21 protein-coding genes are annotated in these 17,170 nt (G+C 28.1%); 20 read left to right on the top strand and 1 reads right to left on the bottom strand.

The window, feature by feature from the left end:
- Positions 1 to 30: 30 nt before the first annotated feature.
- The 18 genes from rpsB (at position 31) to AVBRAN9333_RS05435 (ending at position 14,625) form a co-directional block, all read left to right on the top strand.
- The gene (gene rpsB / locus AVBRAN9333_RS05520; protein WP_214115740.1) at positions 31 to 801 is read left to right on the top strand and encodes a 30S ribosomal protein S2; all 771 of its coding nucleotides are present in this window, start codon (positions 31 to 33) and stop codon (positions 799 to 801) included.
- The gene (gene tsf, locus AVBRAN9333_RS05515) at positions 801 to 1,865 is read left to right on the top strand and encodes a translation elongation factor Ts (RefSeq protein WP_214120153.1); all 1,065 of its coding nucleotides are present in this window, start codon (positions 801 to 803) and stop codon (positions 1,863 to 1,865) included. Before rpsB ends, tsf begins: the two co-directional genes overlap by 1 nt.
- Entirely contained in the window at positions 1,865 to 2,485 is a 621-nt protein-coding gene (locus AVBRAN9333_RS05510) for an ABC transporter ATP-binding protein (protein ID WP_336609571.1), read from the top strand. The genes tsf and AVBRAN9333_RS05510 overlap by 1 nt, the downstream gene beginning before the upstream one ends.
- Positions 2,478 to 3,185, top strand: coding sequence for an SIR2 family NAD-dependent protein deacylase (locus AVBRAN9333_RS05505; protein WP_336609570.1), 708 nt, complete (start codon positions 2,478 to 2,480; stop codon positions 3,183 to 3,185). Before AVBRAN9333_RS05510 ends, AVBRAN9333_RS05505 begins: the two co-directional genes overlap by 8 nt.
- The gene (gene fliR / locus AVBRAN9333_RS05500) at positions 3,173 to 3,931 is read left to right on the top strand and encodes a flagellar biosynthetic protein FliR (RefSeq protein WP_214115736.1); all 759 of its coding nucleotides are present in this window, start codon (positions 3,173 to 3,175) and stop codon (positions 3,929 to 3,931) included. Before AVBRAN9333_RS05505 ends, fliR begins: the two co-directional genes overlap by 13 nt.
- A 9-nt stretch (positions 3,932 to 3,940) precedes the next feature.
- Positions 3,941 to 5,761, top strand: coding sequence for a hypothetical protein (locus AVBRAN9333_RS05495; protein WP_336609569.1), 1,821 nt, complete (start codon positions 3,941 to 3,943; stop codon positions 5,759 to 5,761).
- 2 nt (positions 5,762 to 5,763) lie between these two features.
- Positions 5,764 to 6,375, top strand: coding sequence for a guanylate kinase (gmk, locus tag AVBRAN9333_RS05490; protein ID WP_214115734.1), 612 nt, complete (start codon positions 5,764 to 5,766; stop codon positions 6,373 to 6,375).
- 1 nt (position 6,376) lies between these two features.
- Complete coding sequence (tatA, locus tag AVBRAN9333_RS05485; protein ID WP_214115733.1) at positions 6,377 to 6,607, top strand: twin-arginine translocase TatA/TatE family subunit; 231 nt, start codon at positions 6,377 to 6,379, stop codon at positions 6,605 to 6,607.
- Positions 6,607 to 8,199 carry an arginine--tRNA ligase gene (gene argS / locus AVBRAN9333_RS05480; protein ID WP_267524420.1) on the top strand — a complete coding sequence of 531 codons (1,593 nt, stop codon included), beginning with the start codon at positions 6,607 to 6,609 and terminating at the stop codon, positions 8,197 to 8,199. Before tatA ends, argS begins: the two co-directional genes overlap by 1 nt.
- A complete protein-coding gene (locus AVBRAN9333_RS05475; RefSeq protein ID WP_239803498.1) occupies positions 8,196 to 9,257 on the top strand; it encodes a YeiH family protein in 1,062 nt (353 codons plus the stop codon). The genes argS and AVBRAN9333_RS05475 overlap by 4 nt, the downstream gene beginning before the upstream one ends.
- A complete protein-coding gene (locus tag AVBRAN9333_RS05470) occupies positions 9,257 to 10,192 on the top strand; it encodes an agmatine deiminase family protein (RefSeq protein ID WP_336609568.1) in 936 nt (311 codons plus the stop codon). The genes AVBRAN9333_RS05475 and AVBRAN9333_RS05470 overlap by 1 nt, the downstream gene beginning before the upstream one ends.
- A gap of 78 nt (positions 10,193 to 10,270) precedes the next feature.
- On the top strand, positions 10,271 to 11,179 hold the full coding sequence (gene cysK, locus AVBRAN9333_RS05465; protein ID WP_239803500.1) for a cysteine synthase A: 909 nt from the start codon (positions 10,271 to 10,273) through the stop codon (positions 11,177 to 11,179).
- A complete protein-coding gene (gene epsC, locus AVBRAN9333_RS05460; RefSeq protein ID WP_336609567.1) occupies positions 11,172 to 11,693 on the top strand; it encodes a serine O-acetyltransferase EpsC in 522 nt (173 codons plus the stop codon). The genes cysK and epsC overlap by 8 nt, the downstream gene beginning before the upstream one ends.
- Positions 11,694 to 11,735: 42 nt before the next feature.
- Complete coding sequence (locus AVBRAN9333_RS05455) at positions 11,736 to 12,674, top strand: carbon-nitrogen hydrolase (RefSeq protein ID WP_214115728.1); 939 nt, start codon at positions 11,736 to 11,738, stop codon at positions 12,672 to 12,674.
- A gap of 61 nt (positions 12,675 to 12,735) precedes the next feature.
- Positions 12,736 to 13,206, top strand: a complete 471-nt coding sequence (locus AVBRAN9333_RS05450) for a hypothetical protein (protein WP_214120145.1) — start codon at positions 12,736 to 12,738, stop codon at positions 13,204 to 13,206.
- A 36-nt stretch (positions 13,207 to 13,242) separates the two neighbouring features.
- Positions 13,243 to 13,674, top strand: a complete 432-nt coding sequence (locus AVBRAN9333_RS05445) for a hypothetical protein (protein ID WP_214120144.1) — start codon at positions 13,243 to 13,245, stop codon at positions 13,672 to 13,674.
- Positions 13,671 to 14,084, top strand: coding sequence for a hypothetical protein (locus tag AVBRAN9333_RS05440; protein ID WP_336609566.1), 414 nt, complete (start codon positions 13,671 to 13,673; stop codon positions 14,082 to 14,084). The genes AVBRAN9333_RS05445 and AVBRAN9333_RS05440 overlap by 4 nt, the downstream gene beginning before the upstream one ends.
- Before the next feature lie 70 nt (positions 14,085 to 14,154).
- On the top strand, positions 14,155 to 14,625 hold the full coding sequence (locus AVBRAN9333_RS05435) for a hypothetical protein (protein WP_336609565.1): 471 nt from the start codon (positions 14,155 to 14,157) through the stop codon (positions 14,623 to 14,625).
- A gap of 97 nt (positions 14,626 to 14,722) precedes the next feature.
- On the opposite strand, the gene AVBRAN9333_RS05430 is transcribed toward AVBRAN9333_RS05435, so the two are convergent.
- Complete coding sequence (locus tag AVBRAN9333_RS05430) at positions 14,723 to 15,124, bottom strand: hypothetical protein (protein ID WP_214150614.1); 402 nt, start codon at positions 15,122 to 15,124, stop codon at positions 14,723 to 14,725.
- A gap of 225 nt (positions 15,125 to 15,349) precedes the next feature.
- Here AVBRAN9333_RS05430 and AVBRAN9333_RS05425 point away from each other — a divergent pair, with 225 nt between their 5' ends.
- Positions 15,350 to 16,348, top strand: a complete 999-nt coding sequence (locus AVBRAN9333_RS05425) for a c-type cytochrome (protein ID WP_214150613.1) — start codon at positions 15,350 to 15,352, stop codon at positions 16,346 to 16,348.
- 113 nt (positions 16,349 to 16,461) lie between these two features.
- A partial coding sequence (locus AVBRAN9333_RS05420) for a cache domain-containing protein (protein WP_336608413.1) occupies positions 16,462 to 17,170 on the top strand: 709 nt, incomplete at its 3' end.

Below are 17,170 nucleotides of genomic sequence, written 5' to 3'. Positions count from 1 at the left end.
AGGTAAAAACAATTTTTTAAGGAGAAACCTATGGTTACAATGAGAGATTTATTAGAATGTGGTGTGCATTTTGGGCATCAAACAAGACGCTGGAATCCTAAAATGAAAAAGTTCATTTTTGGTGAGAGAAAAGGTATTTATGTAATTGATTTACAAAAAACAATTAGATATTTTAGATATACATACAATATCGTTCGTGATGCAGCAGCAGAAGGTAAAACAATTTTATTTGTTGGAACTAAAAAGCAAGCAACAGATGCTATTAAAGAATATGCAATTAAATGTGGAATGCCATATGTAAATCACAGATGGTTAGGCGGTATGATGACAAACTTTGAAACCATTCGCCAATCAATTAGAAAACTTGAAGTTATTGAAAGTATGCAAGAAGATGGAAGCATTAATTTATTAACTAAAAAAGAAGCATTAATGCTAAATCGTAAAAAAGAAAAATTATTAGATTATTTAGGCGGTATTAGAGACCTTAAAACTCGCCCTGATATGATTTTTGTAATTGATACAGTAAAAGAAAAAATTGCAGTTGCAGAAGCAAATAGATTAAAAATCCCAGTAGTAGCTCCAATTGATACAAACTGCGATCCTGATGTTGTAGATTTTCCTATCCCAGGTAATGATGATGCTATTCGTTCAGTTCAATTATTTTGCCAAGAAATGTGCGAAGCTATATTAGAAGGTAAAGCTTTAAGAGAACAAGATGGTGAAGTAGTTGAAAGAGCAGAAGTTAGCGAAGATGAAAAACAAGAAGTATTAGAAGAAGCTATGATGGAAGGGGAAATGTAATGGCAGAAATTACAGCAGCAATGGTAAAAGACCTGCGCGAAAGCACAGGTGCTGGAATGATGGATTGTAAAAACGCACTTAAAGAGTGTGATGGAGATATGCAAAAAGCGGTTGAATACTTAAGAGAAAAAGGCTTAAGTAAAGCTGCTAAAAAAGCTGATAGATTAGCAGCTGAAGGTTTAATTGGTGTTAAACTTTCAAATAATTTAGCAAGTTTAGTAGAAATCAATTCAGAAACTGACTTCGTTGCTAAAAATGATAAATTTATAGATTTAGTAAATAAAACAGTTGAGCAAGTTCAAGTTAGTGGAGTTTGCGATGTTGAAAGTTTATTAAATAGCAATATTGATGGGGCTAAATTTGAAGATTATCTAAAAAATCAAATCGCAACTATTGGAGAAAATTTAGTTGTAAGAAGATTTGCTACTTTAAAAGCAAATGATAATGAAGCTTTAAGTGGTTATTTACACACAAATGGTCGTGTAGGTGTTATCGTTAAGGCTAAATTTAATAATGCTGCTAATAAAGCAAAAGTTGAAGAATTTTTAAAACAACTTTGTATGCATATTGCAGCTATGAAACCAAGTGTTTTAAGCTATAAAGATTTAGATAAGGAATTTGTAGAAGCTGAATATAGAGCTTTATGTGCTGAACTTGAAAAAGAAAATGAAGAATTAGTTCGCCTTAAAAAGCCACTTCATAAAATTCCACAATTTGCAAGTAGATTACAAATTACTGATGCAGTTTTAAAGAAAGCTGAAGAAGATATAAAAGCTGAATTAAAAGCTCAAAATAAACCAGAGCAAATTTGGGATAAAATTGTTCCTGGTCAAATGGCAAGATTTATAGCTGATAACTCAATTTTAGATTCTCGCCTTACATTAATGGGACAATTTTATGTAATGGATGATAAGAAAACTATAGAGCAAGTTATTGCTGATAAATCAGCTGAATTAAAAGATGAATTGGTAATTGAAAGCTTCGTAAAATATGAAGTTGGCGAAGGCTTAGAAAAGAAAAACGAAGATTTCGCAGCAGAAGTTGCAGCTCAAATGGGTAATTAATGTTAAAAGCAAGCGGTATTGGTAAAAAATACGATGCCGTTTTATTTAACAATTTAAATTTAACTTTAAATCCGCAACAAACTTTAGCCGTCTTAGGCAAAAGTGGTTGCGGAAAATCTACATTATTGCATATTTTATCAACACTTTTAGCACCTGATAGCGGGGAAGTCTTTTATAAAGATAAGAATATTTATAAACTTAGCGAAGATGAAAGATTATTAATAAGAAGAAATGATTTTGGAATTATTTTTCAGCAGCATTATCTTTTTAAAGGATTTTCAGCTTATGAAAATATTGAATTAGCAAGTGTTTTATCAAATAATAAAATAGATGATGAGATAATTAATTTTTTAGGTATTAAAGAAATTCTAAATAAAAAAGCTAATGAATTAAGTGGCGGAGAGCAGCAAAGAGTAAGTATTGCTAGAGTTCTTTGCAAAAAACCTAAAATTATTTTTGCTGATGAGCCAACTGGAAATCTTGACCCAACAAATGCAAAAATAGCTATGAAATTATTGATTGATTATGTTAAATTAAATAATTCAGCCTTATTTTTAATTACTCACGATGAAAATTTAGCTTTAATGTGTGATGATATTTTAAGGATAAATAATGGGTAAGTTAGTTTTTTTAAGTGGAGCTGGTCTTAGTGCCCCATCTGGCTTAAGCACTTTTAGAGATAATGATGGTTTGTGGGAGCAATATGATTTAGATATAGTTTGTAATTATCAAACTTGGATTAAAAATTTTAATTTAGTTCATGAATTTTATAATAAAAGAAGACTTGAATTAAGAAAAGTAACACCTAATAAAATGCACGAAAAAATTGCTGAAATATCAAAGCGTTTTGAAGTTATTAATTTTACTCAAAATGTTGATGATTTGTTAGAGCGTGCAGGGTGTGAAAATGTAATTCACTTGCACGGAAAATTATTAGAATTACACTGCACTAATTGTAATGATATTACTAAGCTTAATTTAAATGATGATTTGGAATTTAAATTTGAAAATTGTAAAAAATGCCAAAGTAAATTAATTAAGCCTAGTGTGGTGTTTTTTGGAGAACAAGCGCCATTTTATACTGATTTATATTCAACATTTTATAATCTTAATGAAGATGATTTGGTGGTTATCATAGGAACAAGTGGTGCAGTTATTAATATAAATTATTTATTAAGGTTTGCAAAATCTAAAAACATACTAATTAATTTAGAAAAAAATAAATATATAAATGAAGCTTTATTTTCTCATATTATTTATAAATCTTGTGATGAATGTATAGATGAATTAGAGCAAATTATTCAAGAATGGAACTCGTAAGATTATTTAGTGAGCAAAACATAGTTTTGTTTATGCTATTACTTGCTAGAATGAGCGGACTTTGCTTATTTTTTCCATTTTATTCGCATTTACAAATTCCTGTGGTTATTAAGTCTAGTTTTGTTATTATTATGACTTTTTTTTTCTATCCATTAGCACATACTAATATAACGCCAAATTATTTAGTTATTGCTCTTATAACTGAGCTTTTGTTAGGACTTGTTGCAGGTCTTTGTTTGCAGCTTACTTTTACGATTTTACAAATGAGTGGAGAACATATTAGTTTTATTATGGGTTTTTCTATGGCTAGTGTGCTTGACCCAAATACTGGTGCAAATACTCCTATCATCGGTCATTTTATCTCTCTTATTGCATTGCTTTTGTTTTTAGCTTATGATGGACATCATTTGGTTTTGTTATTTTGGGCAAAGAGTTTAAATGGTATTGCTTTAGGTGATTTTGCTTTGCATGATGGTTGGTTTAGACAGATAATGAATGAGACTAAAGACATATATTTAATTGGTCTTAGCCTTGCGTTTCCAATAATTGCTATATCAATGCTTAGTGATTTTGTATTTGGTTTGCTTATGAAAACAATGCCACAATTTAACCTTTTAGTGGTAGGCTATCCTATAAAAATAACGATAGCATTTATTGTTTTGATGACAATTTTAGCTACAATCTTGTTTTATTTTAAAGAATTGGTTTTAAAAGTGTTTTTACAACTTGAACTATTTGTAAGTTAGGAAGGTATAATGAATGCAATATTAATTAATAAAAATCCAGCAATTTCAAGATTAATAAGCCTTAGTTTGCAAAAATTAAATATTACTTATAAAGAAATAAATAATTTAGAAGAGCTTGAACCTTGTGATATTATTATAGCTGATAATGAGTGTGAAGTTGATATTAAATTATGTCAACAAATGTCTAAAAAACTAATTCTTATATTAGCAAAAAATGAAACAAGTAATGATGCAATAGTTATTCATAAACCATTTTTACCTACTGATTTTATAGATTTGATAAATAGTTTTAAAGACGAATTAAAAGAAGATTTTAATACTAGTGATTTAGATAATATTGATTTATTAAGTGATGATATTGATTTGGAAGAATTTAAAATAGATAATATCACTGATTTAGATAGTTTAGACTTGAATGATTTTGGTAATAGTTTAGGTTTGGAAACTAAGCTTGATTTAGATAATACTGATGAATTAAATTCTATAGATGATTTTAATATAGATAATATTGAAGAACTTGATAATTTAAATAATGATGAATTATTGCAAGATTTAGATAGTTCTAATGATTTAACTTCTTTAGATGATGAATTACTGCAAGATTTAGAGAATTTAGATGATGTTGATAATAAATTTAGTGAAGAATTGGATAATATTGAAGAACTTGATAATTTAAATAATGATGAACCAACTCAAGGTTTAGATGATATTAATGATGAATTAGATGAGAATTTAAGCGCTCTTAATGATTTAAATTCTTTAGATAATGAATTAGATACTAAATTATCTGATTTTAATGAAGATGAGAATTTAAATAATGATGAATTATCGCAAGATTTGGATAGTTTTAATGATTTAACTTCTTTAGATGATGAGTTACCACAAGATTTAGATGATACTAATGATGAAATAGATGAGAATTTAAGTACTCTTGATGATTTAAATTCTTTAGATGATGAATTAGATACGAAATTATCTGATTTTAACGAAGATGAGAATTTAAATAATGATGAATTATCGCAAGATTTGGATACTTTAAGTGATATTGAGAATTTAGATGAATTAAGTAATGCTATTGTTTTAGAAGAAGATTTAAAAACTACGAAAGACATAGATGATTTAGAAGAGAATTTAAATAATGATTTAAATTTAGATGATTTGAATAATATTGATGAATTTTCATTACCTGAAAGTTTTGAAGAATTAAGTAGAGATTATCAAGATTTATTGCAGGATGATATTGATTTTACAAGTTCAAATGATTTAGAAGAAGATATAAACAATAGTTATGAAGATGATAATTTTAAAGATTTAGAAGATGATTTAAATACAGAAATAACAAATGATTTTGATGTTGTTACGGGTGATTTAGACGTAGCTGAAGATATGAAAGATGATTTTATTGATAGTGGTTTAGAAGAAGAATTTGAAGATGTGAAAGAAGATTTGAATGTTAATAATCATTTAGAAGATATTCAAGATAATGAATTAGGTTCTTTAGCTGCTTTTGATGATATTAAAGATGATATTGAAGATATTCAAGAAATTGTAGGAGATGAAAAAGTGAGTGATTTTGATGATTTAAATGAAATTGAAATTAAAAAAGCGTTAGGGGAGGAAGTTGTAGAATTATTAGACAATAATGAAGATATAAAAGAAAAAAATAATGATTTTACTAATAGCATAGAAGCAAATGTTGATGATGACATTAGTGAAGTTAGCGAAAATGTTACAAAAGCAGTAAATCAAGCTATTATCAATAGCACAAAAGGCACGAAAAATCGTATAAAAGATATAAATATATCAATTAATATAAGTTTTAAAGATTAATTATGGCAGGAATTTTATTAATATCAGGCCCAAGTGGTGCGGGCAAAAGCACACTATTAGAGCGTTTAGCACAAGATTATAATGATTTTTATTTTTCAATATCAGCAACCACTAGAGCTCCTAGAGCAGGAGAAAAAGAGGGTGTAAATTATTATTATTTGACCCACGAAGAATTTGAATTAGGAATTAAAAATGATGAATTTTTAGAATATGCTAATGTTCATGGGAATTATTATGGAACGCCATTAAAACCAATTTATGACGCTTTAGAAAATGGTAAAAATGTTATTTTAGATATAGATGTTCAAGGCTTTAGAATAGTAAAAGATAAATTAGGTAAAGATTTTTTATCAGTTTTTATAAGTCCTGAGAATGAAAAAGTATTAAAAGAACGCCTTGTTTCTCGTGGCACAGAAAATCCTGATGTAATTGCTAAAAGACTTCATAATGCAACTGCTGAAGTTCAAGCTATTGGAAGATATGATTTTTTTATTATAAATGATGATTTGGAAAAAGCTTATAAAGAGCTTAAATTACTTTACCAAGCAGCAAACTTAAAAGTGTTAAATAAAGACATTAAAAAATTTATTTCAGAATGGAAAAAAGGAGAATAATATGGGAATAGGTAGTGGATGGCACTGGATTATTGTTTTATTAGTAATCATTTTATTATTTGGTGGTAAAAAATTACCAGAACTTGCAAAAGGCTTAGGAAAAGGTATTAAAACATTTAAAAAAGAAATGGCAGATGATACTACTGCAAAGCCTGTGAATGAAATTGATGAATTAGCTGATAATACTAAAAAAACTGAAGCTAATGAAGTAAAAAGCGAGCAAAAAGCCTAATGCTAAAGGAAAGTATTAAAGAGTATTTATCAAAAGTATTAGAATGCGAATTTAGTTTAGAAAGTCCAAAAGATAGAAATTTAGCTCATTTTGCAATGCCTTGCTTTAGCTTTGCAAAAGAGCTTAAATTAGCCCCAAATAAAATTGCAGCAGATTTTGCAGAAAAATTGAAAAATTGTGAGATTTTTAGCAGTGTTGAAGCAGTGAATGCTTATGTCAATTTCAAATTATCAAATGATTTTTTAGATAAATTATGTAAAAATGCTTTAAATAACCCAGAAGATTTTGCAAAAAGTCCTAAAAAAAATTATAAAATCTTGCTTGAATATGTAAGTGCAAATCCTACAGGACCACTTCACATAGGGCACGCAAGGGGTGCTATTTATGGAGATAGTTTAAATAAAATTGCAAAACATTTAGGCTATACATTTGATACAGAATATTATGTAAATGATGCAGGTAATCAAATAGATTTATTAGGCGAAAGCGTTATTTTAGCTATAAGAGATTTTGTTTTAAAAGAAAATGTTGAATATCCTGAAAGTTTTTATGGTGGCGAGTATATGCAAGAACTTGCTAGAATTTTTTATGATAAATTCAAAGATGATTTTATAAATAACAAAACCAAAATAGCAAGTTTAGCTAAAGATGAAGTCTTAAAAGAAATCAAGCAAACTTTAGCAAATGCTAGAATTAAGATTGATAATTATGTAAGCGAAACTGCTTATTATCCAAAGCTTGAAGAAACTTTAGAAAAATTAAAAAAAGCCGAAGCTACATATTTAAAAGATGATAAATTATATTTAGCATCTACAAAATATGGAGATGATTTAGATAGAGTTATCGTGCGTGAAGATGGTAGGGGGACTTACTTAGCAGCTGATATTGTTTATCACGATGATAAATTAAGTAGGGGATATGATAAAGTTATTAATATATGGGGAGCTGATCATCATGGCTACATTGCTCGTGTAAAAGCTGCTATGAGTGCTTTAGGGCATGATGCTAATAATCTTGAAGTAATCCTAGCTCAAATGGTTAATTTGCTAAAAAACGGACAACCTTATAAAATGAGTAAAAGAAAAGGTAATGTCATTTTATTTAGCGATGTTTTAGATGATATTGGCGTAGATGCTTTAAGATATATTTTTATAAGCAAGCGTTGTGATAGCCCGCTTGAGTTTGATGTAGATGAGTTTAAAAAGCAAGATAATTCAAATCCTATTTTTTATATAAACTACGCACACGCAAGAATTCATCAAATATTTGCAAAAGCTAATAAAAACTTTAATGATGTAATCAATGTTAGTTTGAGTAATTTTAAGGATGAAAATGCACTTAATTTATTATTTGACGCCTTAGCTTTAAATGATGTTTTAGAAGACGCTTTTAATAGCAGAACTCTTTCTAAATTATGCGATTATTTAAAACAAATCGCAAGTTCATTTCATAAAATTTATAATGAAACTAGAGTTATTGGACATGAAAATGAAGAGCAATATTTAAAAATATTTGCTCAAGTTGCTTTATGTATAAAAACAGGTTTTAGCTTAATTGGTATAAATGCAGTAAGTAGAATGGAAAAAGAGTGAGTAAAAAACACAACAAATCCCCAGAGCAAGTAGCTTTGGGGGTAAATAAAATTTATAAAAGTAAAAAAATAGAAAGTTATGTAGTATTAGTAGTTTTAGCATTTTGTTCTTATGCTATTGGTGAATTAAGCTTTTTTAAGAACTTTGGAATATCAGCTTTAATAATTGCCGTAATTTTGGGAGCTGTTATTGGAAATTTCGCACATCATAATGTAAGCTTATTAAAAAAAACAGGTGCTTTAGGAGTATGCACTAAGCAGATTTTAAGACTAGGGATTATTCTTTATGGTTTTAGAATTTCTTTAAGTGATATTGAAAGCATTGGTTTAAGTGGAGTTGGACTTGCTTTTTTTATAGTTTTTTCTACATTTTTTATTGGCTTATTAATAGGAAAATTATTAAAAATAGACTTTTTACAATCAGCATTAATTGCTAGTGGTTCTAGTATTTGTGGAGCTGCTGCTGTTTTAGCTAGTGAGAGTGTGCTAAAAGGTGGTTCGGCAAGAGTTGGTATAGCAGTTTGCACCGTAGTTGTGTATGGTTGTATTGGAATGTTTGTTTATCCATTGGTTCAAAATCTATTTGATTTAGATGGTAGATTATTTGGCTTTTTAGTAGGCGGGACTTTACACGAAGTTGCACATGTTGTAGGAGCGGGTTCTAGTATAGGAGTTGATGGGGCAAATTCAAGTATAGTTATAAAAATGGTAAGAGTTTTAATGCTTGTTCCGTTTTTATTAATGCTTAGTTTTGGATTTAAAAAAGAAGAAAAAAAAGGCAATTTCTTAAATCAAATTCCTTGGTTTGCTTTAGGATTTTTACTAGCTTGTGGCATATCAAGTTTGCCTATTTTAAATACAGAATATGCTTTAAATGTTATAAAGCCTAATATTGCTATTTTTGATACATTTTTATTAAGCTTAGCAATGGTGGCACTTGGAGTAAATATTAGAAAGGATATGTTAAGCAAAGCTGGTCTTAAGCCATTTATTATGGCAGCAATTTTATGCGTATGGTTAGTGGTTGCAGCTTATGCTTATATAAAGGTGTTTTGTTAATGAGAGCAGAATGGCAAAAATGTGAATATATATTATTAGCATTACCTCATAAAGATAGCGATTGGTCGCCTTATTTAAATGAGATTTTAAATTCTTATTTAGAATTTGCAAAAGCTATTGCAAATCATTGTAAGGTGCTTTTAGTTCATCACGAAAGTGCAAATCTTGATGAGTTTAAAAAGTTAAATAATATAGAGTTTTATTGTTTTAATACTAATGATACTTGGATTAGAGATTTTGGTCCAATTGATAATAATTTGGATTTTGTTTTTAATGCTTGGGGGAATAAATTTAGTTCTAATTTAGACAATGCTTTTAATGAAAATTTGTTTAAAAATTATCTTAAAAAAGACCTAAATAAAATTGATTTTATTTTAGAAGGTGGTAGCATTGATACTAATGGCAAGGTATTATTAACAACTACTGAATGTTTATTAAACGATAATAGAAATCAACAAAGCAAAGAAGAAATAGAAAATACACTTAAAAAATATTTAAAAGTTCAAGAAGTTTTATGGCTTGAAAATGGTGTCATTATAGGTGATGATACGGATTCTCATGTGGATACTTTAGCTAGATTTATTGATGAAAATACTATCGCTTATAGTTCTTGCGAAGATGAAAATGATGAAAATTACGCTAGTTTAAAAGCCTTAGAAGATGAGCTTAAAAAAACTAAATATAATCTAATCTCACTACCAATTCCTAGCCCAAAACATTATAATGGCAAAAGATTAGGCTGCACTTATGCTAATTTTGTGTTTGTAAATGACGCTTTAATAGTGCCTTGTTATGATGATAAAAACGATGAATTAGTAAGACAAAAATTACAAAAAGCTTTACCTAATCATAAAATTATTTTAGTAAATGCCTTAGTCTTCGTAAGGCAAAATGGCTCATTACATTGTTCTTGTATGAATATATTTGAAGAATAATTTTATTTTCATAATTACTCTTTTTAATTAATTTTTTAATTTATAATAAAATTTTTATTTTAAAAACAAGGGGTAATTATGAAAAATATTTTAGATTTAGTAGGCAATACACCAGTAGTTAAACTCAATGCTTTAACAAATGATAAGATGGCTCAAGTTTATGTAAAACTTGAGAAATTTAATTTAAGTGGTAGTGTAAAAGATAGAGCTGCTTTAGCTATGATAGAAGAAGCTAAATTACAAGGAAAATTAAATTCTAATTCAATCATTTTAGAGCCAACTAGTGGAAATACAGGTATTTCTTTAGCGTTGATTGCTAGATTAATGGGCTATAAAGCTTGCATAGTAATGCCTGATACTATGAGTAAAGAAAGGCGAGATTTAATAAAAACTTTCGGAGCTGATTTAATTCTTACGAGTGGAAAAGATGGTATGAAAGGTGCTATTAATAAGGCTTTAGAATTAGCAAAGAGTGATAATAGATATATAATCTTACAACAATTTGAAAATCCAGCAAATACAAAAGCACATTATACGAAAACAGCAGAAGAAATCATAAAAGAATTTAAAACTCTTGATTATTTTGTAGCAGGAGTAGGCACAGGCGGGACTATTAGTGGTGCTGGTAAGAGATTAAAAGAGCATTTTAAAGATATTAAAGTAATAGCAGTAGAGCCAGAGCAATCTCCAATGCTTAGTAAAAATACAGCAGGAGCGCATAAAATTCAAGGAATAGGGGCTGGATTTGTTCCTGCTATTTATGATGCTAGTGTGGTTGATGATATTGTTTGTGTAGATGAAGCTGATGCAATTAATATGGTAAGATTATTAGCTAGTAAAGAAGGATTATTATTAGGAATTTCATCTGGTGCTAGTATATTTGCAGCTTTAGAATTGGCAAAAACTTTACCAAATGATAAAAAGATTTTAGCAATAGCTCCTGATGGCGGAGAAAAATATATTTCTATGGGGATTTTTGATGTTTGATAATTTAAAATATGATTTAGAAAATATTTTAAAAAACGACCCTGCAGCAAGAAATAAATTAGAAGTTTTTTTATTATATCCTGGTGTACATTCTGTGTTGTTTCATCGTTTAGCGCATTTTATGTATAAGAAAAAATTATTTTTTATAGCTAGATTTATATCTCAATTTTCAAGATTTTTAACAGGTATAGAAATACATCCAGGAGCAATAATTGGCAAAGGTTTATTTATTGACCACGGAATGGGAGTTGTGATTGGAGAAACGACTATTATAGGAGATAATGTTACTATTTATCACGGGGTTACTTTAGGTGGCACAGGTAAAGTTAGTGGTAAAAGACATCCTACCATTGAAGATGGAGTAATAATTGGAGCAGGTGCTACTATCTTAGGCAATATCACAATTGGTAAAAATGCAAAAATCGGTGCGAATGCTACTATTTTAAAAGATGTATCGCCAAATACAACAATGGTAGGAACTATAGGAAAGGAAATAATCAAGAATATAAAATAACTAGAATTTGATAATATCTTGAAAACTTATAAGGATAAAAATATGTTAAAAATTGGTTTAGTATCACAAAAATATAGCGAAAATATGAGAGAAATCACAAAAGCAAAGATTAAAAATGTTGCTAAAAAAGGTGCAAAATTAGTAATTTTACAAGAATTACACCAAAGTGCTTATTTTTGCCAAGTGCAAAATACTAATAATTTTGACCTAGCTAGTGATTATGAAAATGATTTGATTTTTTGGAGCGAAGTAGCAAAAGATAATAATATCGTATTAGTTACATCTTTATATGAAAAACGCCTAGAAGGTTTATATCACAATACTGCTATAGTTTATGAGAGTGATGGAAGTATTGCAGGAAAATATCGTAAAATGCATATACCTGATGATCCGCATTTTTATGAGAAATTTTATTTTACTCCAGGTGATTTAGGTTTTCGTGCGATTGATACAAGTGTAGGAAAATTAGGAGTTTTAGTATGTTGGGATCAGTGGTATCCTGAAGCTGCAAGACTTATGGCTTTAGATGGAGCGCAGATTTTAATATATCCTACAGCTATTGGTTGGCTTTATGAAAACGGCGTTAGTGATGATAGTGAAACTATGCAAGACCAATTAAATGCGTGGCTAGGCGTTCAAAGAGGACATGCAATAGCTAATTGTTTGCCTGTTGTGGGGGTAAATCGTGTTGGTTTTGAAGATGTAAGTCTTAGTGGCGAAAGCAGCATTACTCAAAATGAGAAAAAACATTTTATAAATAACAATGAAACTACTAAAAATGGTATTGATTTTTGGGGTAATAGTTTTGTATATGATGCACAAGGTAAAGAGCTATTTAGAAGCAATGAAAGCGAAGAGCTTGAAGTAGTAGTTGCTATAGATATGAAAAAATGCGAACAAATAAGACGCTGGTGGCCGTTTTTAAGAGATAGAAGAATAGAACATTATTCTAATCTAACAAAAAGAGCTATAAAAGAATAAATCATTTTGGAATTTAATTAGGAATTAGCATTAAGCTAATTTCTAATTGCTAGGATATTTTATGGCTTTTAAAAATGCAATTATTGATGATAGATTAGAGAAGAAATATTCTTTTGTAGATATTTGTATTAAGCATACTAATGATTGGTATCTCAAACAACATCATAAATTTCCTTTTGAAGAACGCATTGTAATAGATGAAGAATTAGACTGCTGGTTTATGAATTGTATGTATTTTGATGACCCAGAACTAGACCATGCAAAACTTAATAAATCTTTGTGGATTTTATATTATAAAGGCGAACATATAAGGATAATTTTAGATTATGATATCAAACAAGAGATTGATAATGTAGTTTATAATAGAGTTTATAAAATCCTTTCTATAAGAGATAATAAAACATTAAATGAAAAAGAAATAATAGCTTTATTAAGAGAAATATTAGCTGTTTATAAATGGAATGGAAGCTTAAATAATGATAAAGAATTTAAAGCATATATAATAGATGAAGTGTTTGAAGATATTTTGTAAAAAAATTAAATCATTTTAAAAATATAAAGGATGAAAATGTTTTATAAAGAATGTGAGCTTTGCTCTTGTAAGATTTCAAAATTAAAATTATATACCTATAAAAAGGATTTAGGAATTTATACTTTAAAATGTCCTAATTGCAATGCTTCTTATGGATTGAAACTTAAAGTATATTTTGTAATGATTTATGCTATTTTGAATGAGATTTTAGGATGGTCTGTGTTTTTGCTACCATTTTTTTGTGTGTTTTTATGCAGTGATTTTGTGAGTAAGAATGCTGTCTTTTTAATCTTTGTATGGCTTGTATCTTTTCTAGGTATTGGGCTTTTTGTGGTAATACTTGAGCATTATTTAAATTTATTTATATTTTCTAAATTTGTCTTAATTGATGATAATGAGAAGTTAGAAGTTAAAAAAACTAGATTAATTAAATTAAAAGATTTTTTCATAAAGCTTATAAAAAGATGAAAATGTTTTATAAAGAATGCGAGTTTTGCTCTTATAATATTTCAAAGTTAAAATCATTTTCTTATAAAAAAGACTTAGGTATTCATACCTTGCAATGTCCTAATTGTAAGGTTTCATATATTTTAAAAGGCAAAATATCAAGATTAAAAATTAGCGAAATGATAAATATTATTTTTGGTCTGTTAGATTTTAGTATTGCATTTTTTATAGCTAGGGCTTTTGTTTATGATAATATTTTAATTTTTATAATTTTGTTTTTCTTAGTTTTTGTGATTTTATCTTTTATGTTCTCTATTATTCAGCGTTATTTGGATTTATTAGTATTTGCAAATTTAAGTTTAATTAAAGATATAAAAACTAAAGATAATTGGCTTAAAAAAATAAAATATTATATTTTTTATAAAAGCTAATTCTTATTTTAAATTCCATAAAATTTTAAAGAATTAAAATATGAATTTTATTTTCAAAAAAGGAGAAATAATGGCTTTTAAAAACGCAATTATTGATGATAGATTAGATAAAAAATACTCACTTTCTTATATCTACGGAGAACATACTAATAGTTGGTATGGCAGACAATGTCATAAATTTCCTTATGATTGGCGTATTGTAATAGATGAAGAATTAGACTGCTGGTTTATGAATTGTATGTATTTTGATGACCCAGAACTAGACCATGCAAAACTTAATAAATCTTTGTGGATTTTATATTATAAAGGCGAACATATAAGGATAATTTTAGATTATGATATCAAACAAGAGATTGATAATGTAGTTTATAATAGAGTTTATAAAATCCTTTCTATAAGAGATAATAAAACATTAAGTGAAAAAGAAATAATAGCCTTATTAAGAGAAATATTAGCTGTTTATAAATGGGACGGAAGCTTAGATGAAAAAGAAGAATGCACAATTTATGTAAGAGAAGAAGTATTGAAAGATGAAGTGTAAAAGAATTTGATTGTTGGTTTAAAGATTTTATTTTTTAGTTTTTTGATTAATAAATTATGCTTTAAAAAGTTAAAGGCATAATTTATTTAATCTTTTATTAATCTTCTATCAATTTATATCCTAATGACGCATTATATATTATAAAACTATGGCAAGTATCAACTTGAAATTTATCAGAATCAGATTTAGGTTCTAAATCTACATTGTCATACCATTTTTTACACCAATCAGGCAAGCAAGCATCTTGTATAACATAGCCTACTTCTACAACTTTATTATTTCTAGGGTCTGTTTTGAACGCACATTTTTTACCATAATTCATATTTCCTTGAGTTACTATGGTTTTATCAGGATATGTTCTTATGATTTTAGCTGTGTTAGTATTAGAATTGTTGTTATGGTTTATAACATTATTTACATTTAAAAGTTCTGGCATAACGCAACCTGTAGATATAAAACATAACGCACTAGCCATAATTATATTAATTTTTTTACTCATTTTCTCTCCTTTATATTAGTTTTTTATTTTAATAATATAATACTTATAATTGACTTAATACAGAATATCAAAATTAATACTTCATCTTTTTAAATTCTCTTAGTTTTATTTATTTTTTGTAAATTTGTAACAATTTTGTAATTTTTTACGATTTTTATGCTTATTTTTCACATTAAATTCACATAAAAATCCTAGCATTTTCTTAAATCAATTTAAGGAGAAGTTATGAAAACTAAAATTAGTATGATTTTATTATTATCATCTTTTGCATTTGCGATAGACCCAAGTGTGAATAAAACCAAATCAGAAACAGGCATTAAACAAGCTAAAATGAATTGGGTAGTGCCGAGTGCTATGAATGATGATGGGTATTTAGATGAAGAAAAATTACCTAAAGGCTCAAAATATATTGAAGCAGTGATTTTAGGCAATAAAATCCTAAATGAAACCACATATTACATAGGTCCAAAGGCAAAAGATGAGAGTAAAAGATATGCAGGAAATAATTTATCTTGTAGCAGCTGTCACGCAAATGGCGGGACTATTCCTTATGAATCAGGTTTTGTAGGAATTTATGCTAGATTTCCGCAATACTTAGCTAGAGGCGATGTAGTCGCTACTCTTGAAAATCGTATAAATGGCTGTATGGAACGCTCTATGAATGGTAAGCCATTGCCTATTAATTCAGTAGAGATGAAAGCAATTGTAACTTATATGCACTATTTAAGCCAAGGTGTGCCAGTAGGTGCTAATGTTGAAGGGCAAGGACTTACTCAAGTAAAATTATTAAATAGAGCAGCTGATCCTAAAAAAGGTAAAGTTATTTATGAAGAAAAATGCTCAGCTTGTCACGGCGAAGATGGGGCAGGAATGCTAAATGACGAGCAAAAAGGTGGATATTATGTATATCCTGCTTTATGGGGAGATGATAGCTATAACACAGGTGCTGGAATGTATAGACTAATAAAAGCAGCTTCGTATATTAAAGGTAATATGCCAAAAGGTGATGCTACTTTAAGTGATGAAGAAGCTTTTGATGTGGCAGCTTATATTAATTCAAAACCAAGACCAATTAAGGCTAATCGTGAAGCAGATTTTCCTGATAGAAGGACAAAACCACTTGATATGGATGTAGCTCCTTATGATGATGATTTTAGCATAGAGCAACATAGATTTGGACCTTATATAAAAATGCAAGAAGTTAGCAAATCTAAAGCAAAATAAGTAAAGAAGGAATTTCAATTTTGAAATTCCTAAAATCTTAATTAAATTTAACATTATTTATATTTTTAAATTTTAAAATTATGTTTCATTTAAAGTTTCAAAAGGAGTATGTAATGTTAAAAACTATAAAAGCAAAACTTGGTTTTGTTATTATTTTAGGATTGTTTGTTTTATTTTTGATGCTTTATTTATTTTACAATAATAATCAAAAGACAATTCAAGCTAATTCAAATGAGGTAGCAAGAATTATGCAAGTTGATATAGAAGAAAAATTAAAAATATCAACTGATGCAATGATTAATGCGCTTTCAATTCATTTAAAAGATTTACAGAGTGAAAAAGAGAAAATTGATTATATAGCACAAGCTATAGAAAATTTTAGATTTGACAATGGTAATGGGTATTTTTTCGTTTATAAAGATACCACAGCAGTAGCTCACCCAGTTAGCAAAAAGCTAATAGGACAAGATTTAAAGGGAATGCAAGCTCCTGATGGGACTTTTTTTATTCAAGAATTAAGCAAAAAGGCTAATTCTGGTGGTGGTTTTGTAACCTTTCCTTTCCCTAAACCAGGCACTGATATTACAGCACCAAAATTATCTTATGTAGCATTAATACCTAATACAAATTCTTTATGGATTGGAACAGGTGTTTATTTAGATGAGATTGATAAGAATACTCACGAGTTAGAAAATTTAATCAATAGTAGTTTTGTTACGACATCTATTATTGCTTTATTTGTATTTATAGTGGTTTTTATCCCTTATATTGTATATGTGATGATGCTAATAGTAAAATCTTTAAGCAAATTAAATAATGGTA

The sequence above is a fragment of the Campylobacter sp. RM9333 genome (assembly GCF_020137705.1).
In the GTDB taxonomy this organism is placed as follows: domain Bacteria; phylum Campylobacterota; class Campylobacteria; order Campylobacterales; family Campylobacteraceae; genus Campylobacter_E.
This window is presented reverse-complemented; position numbering and strand designations above follow the sequence as displayed.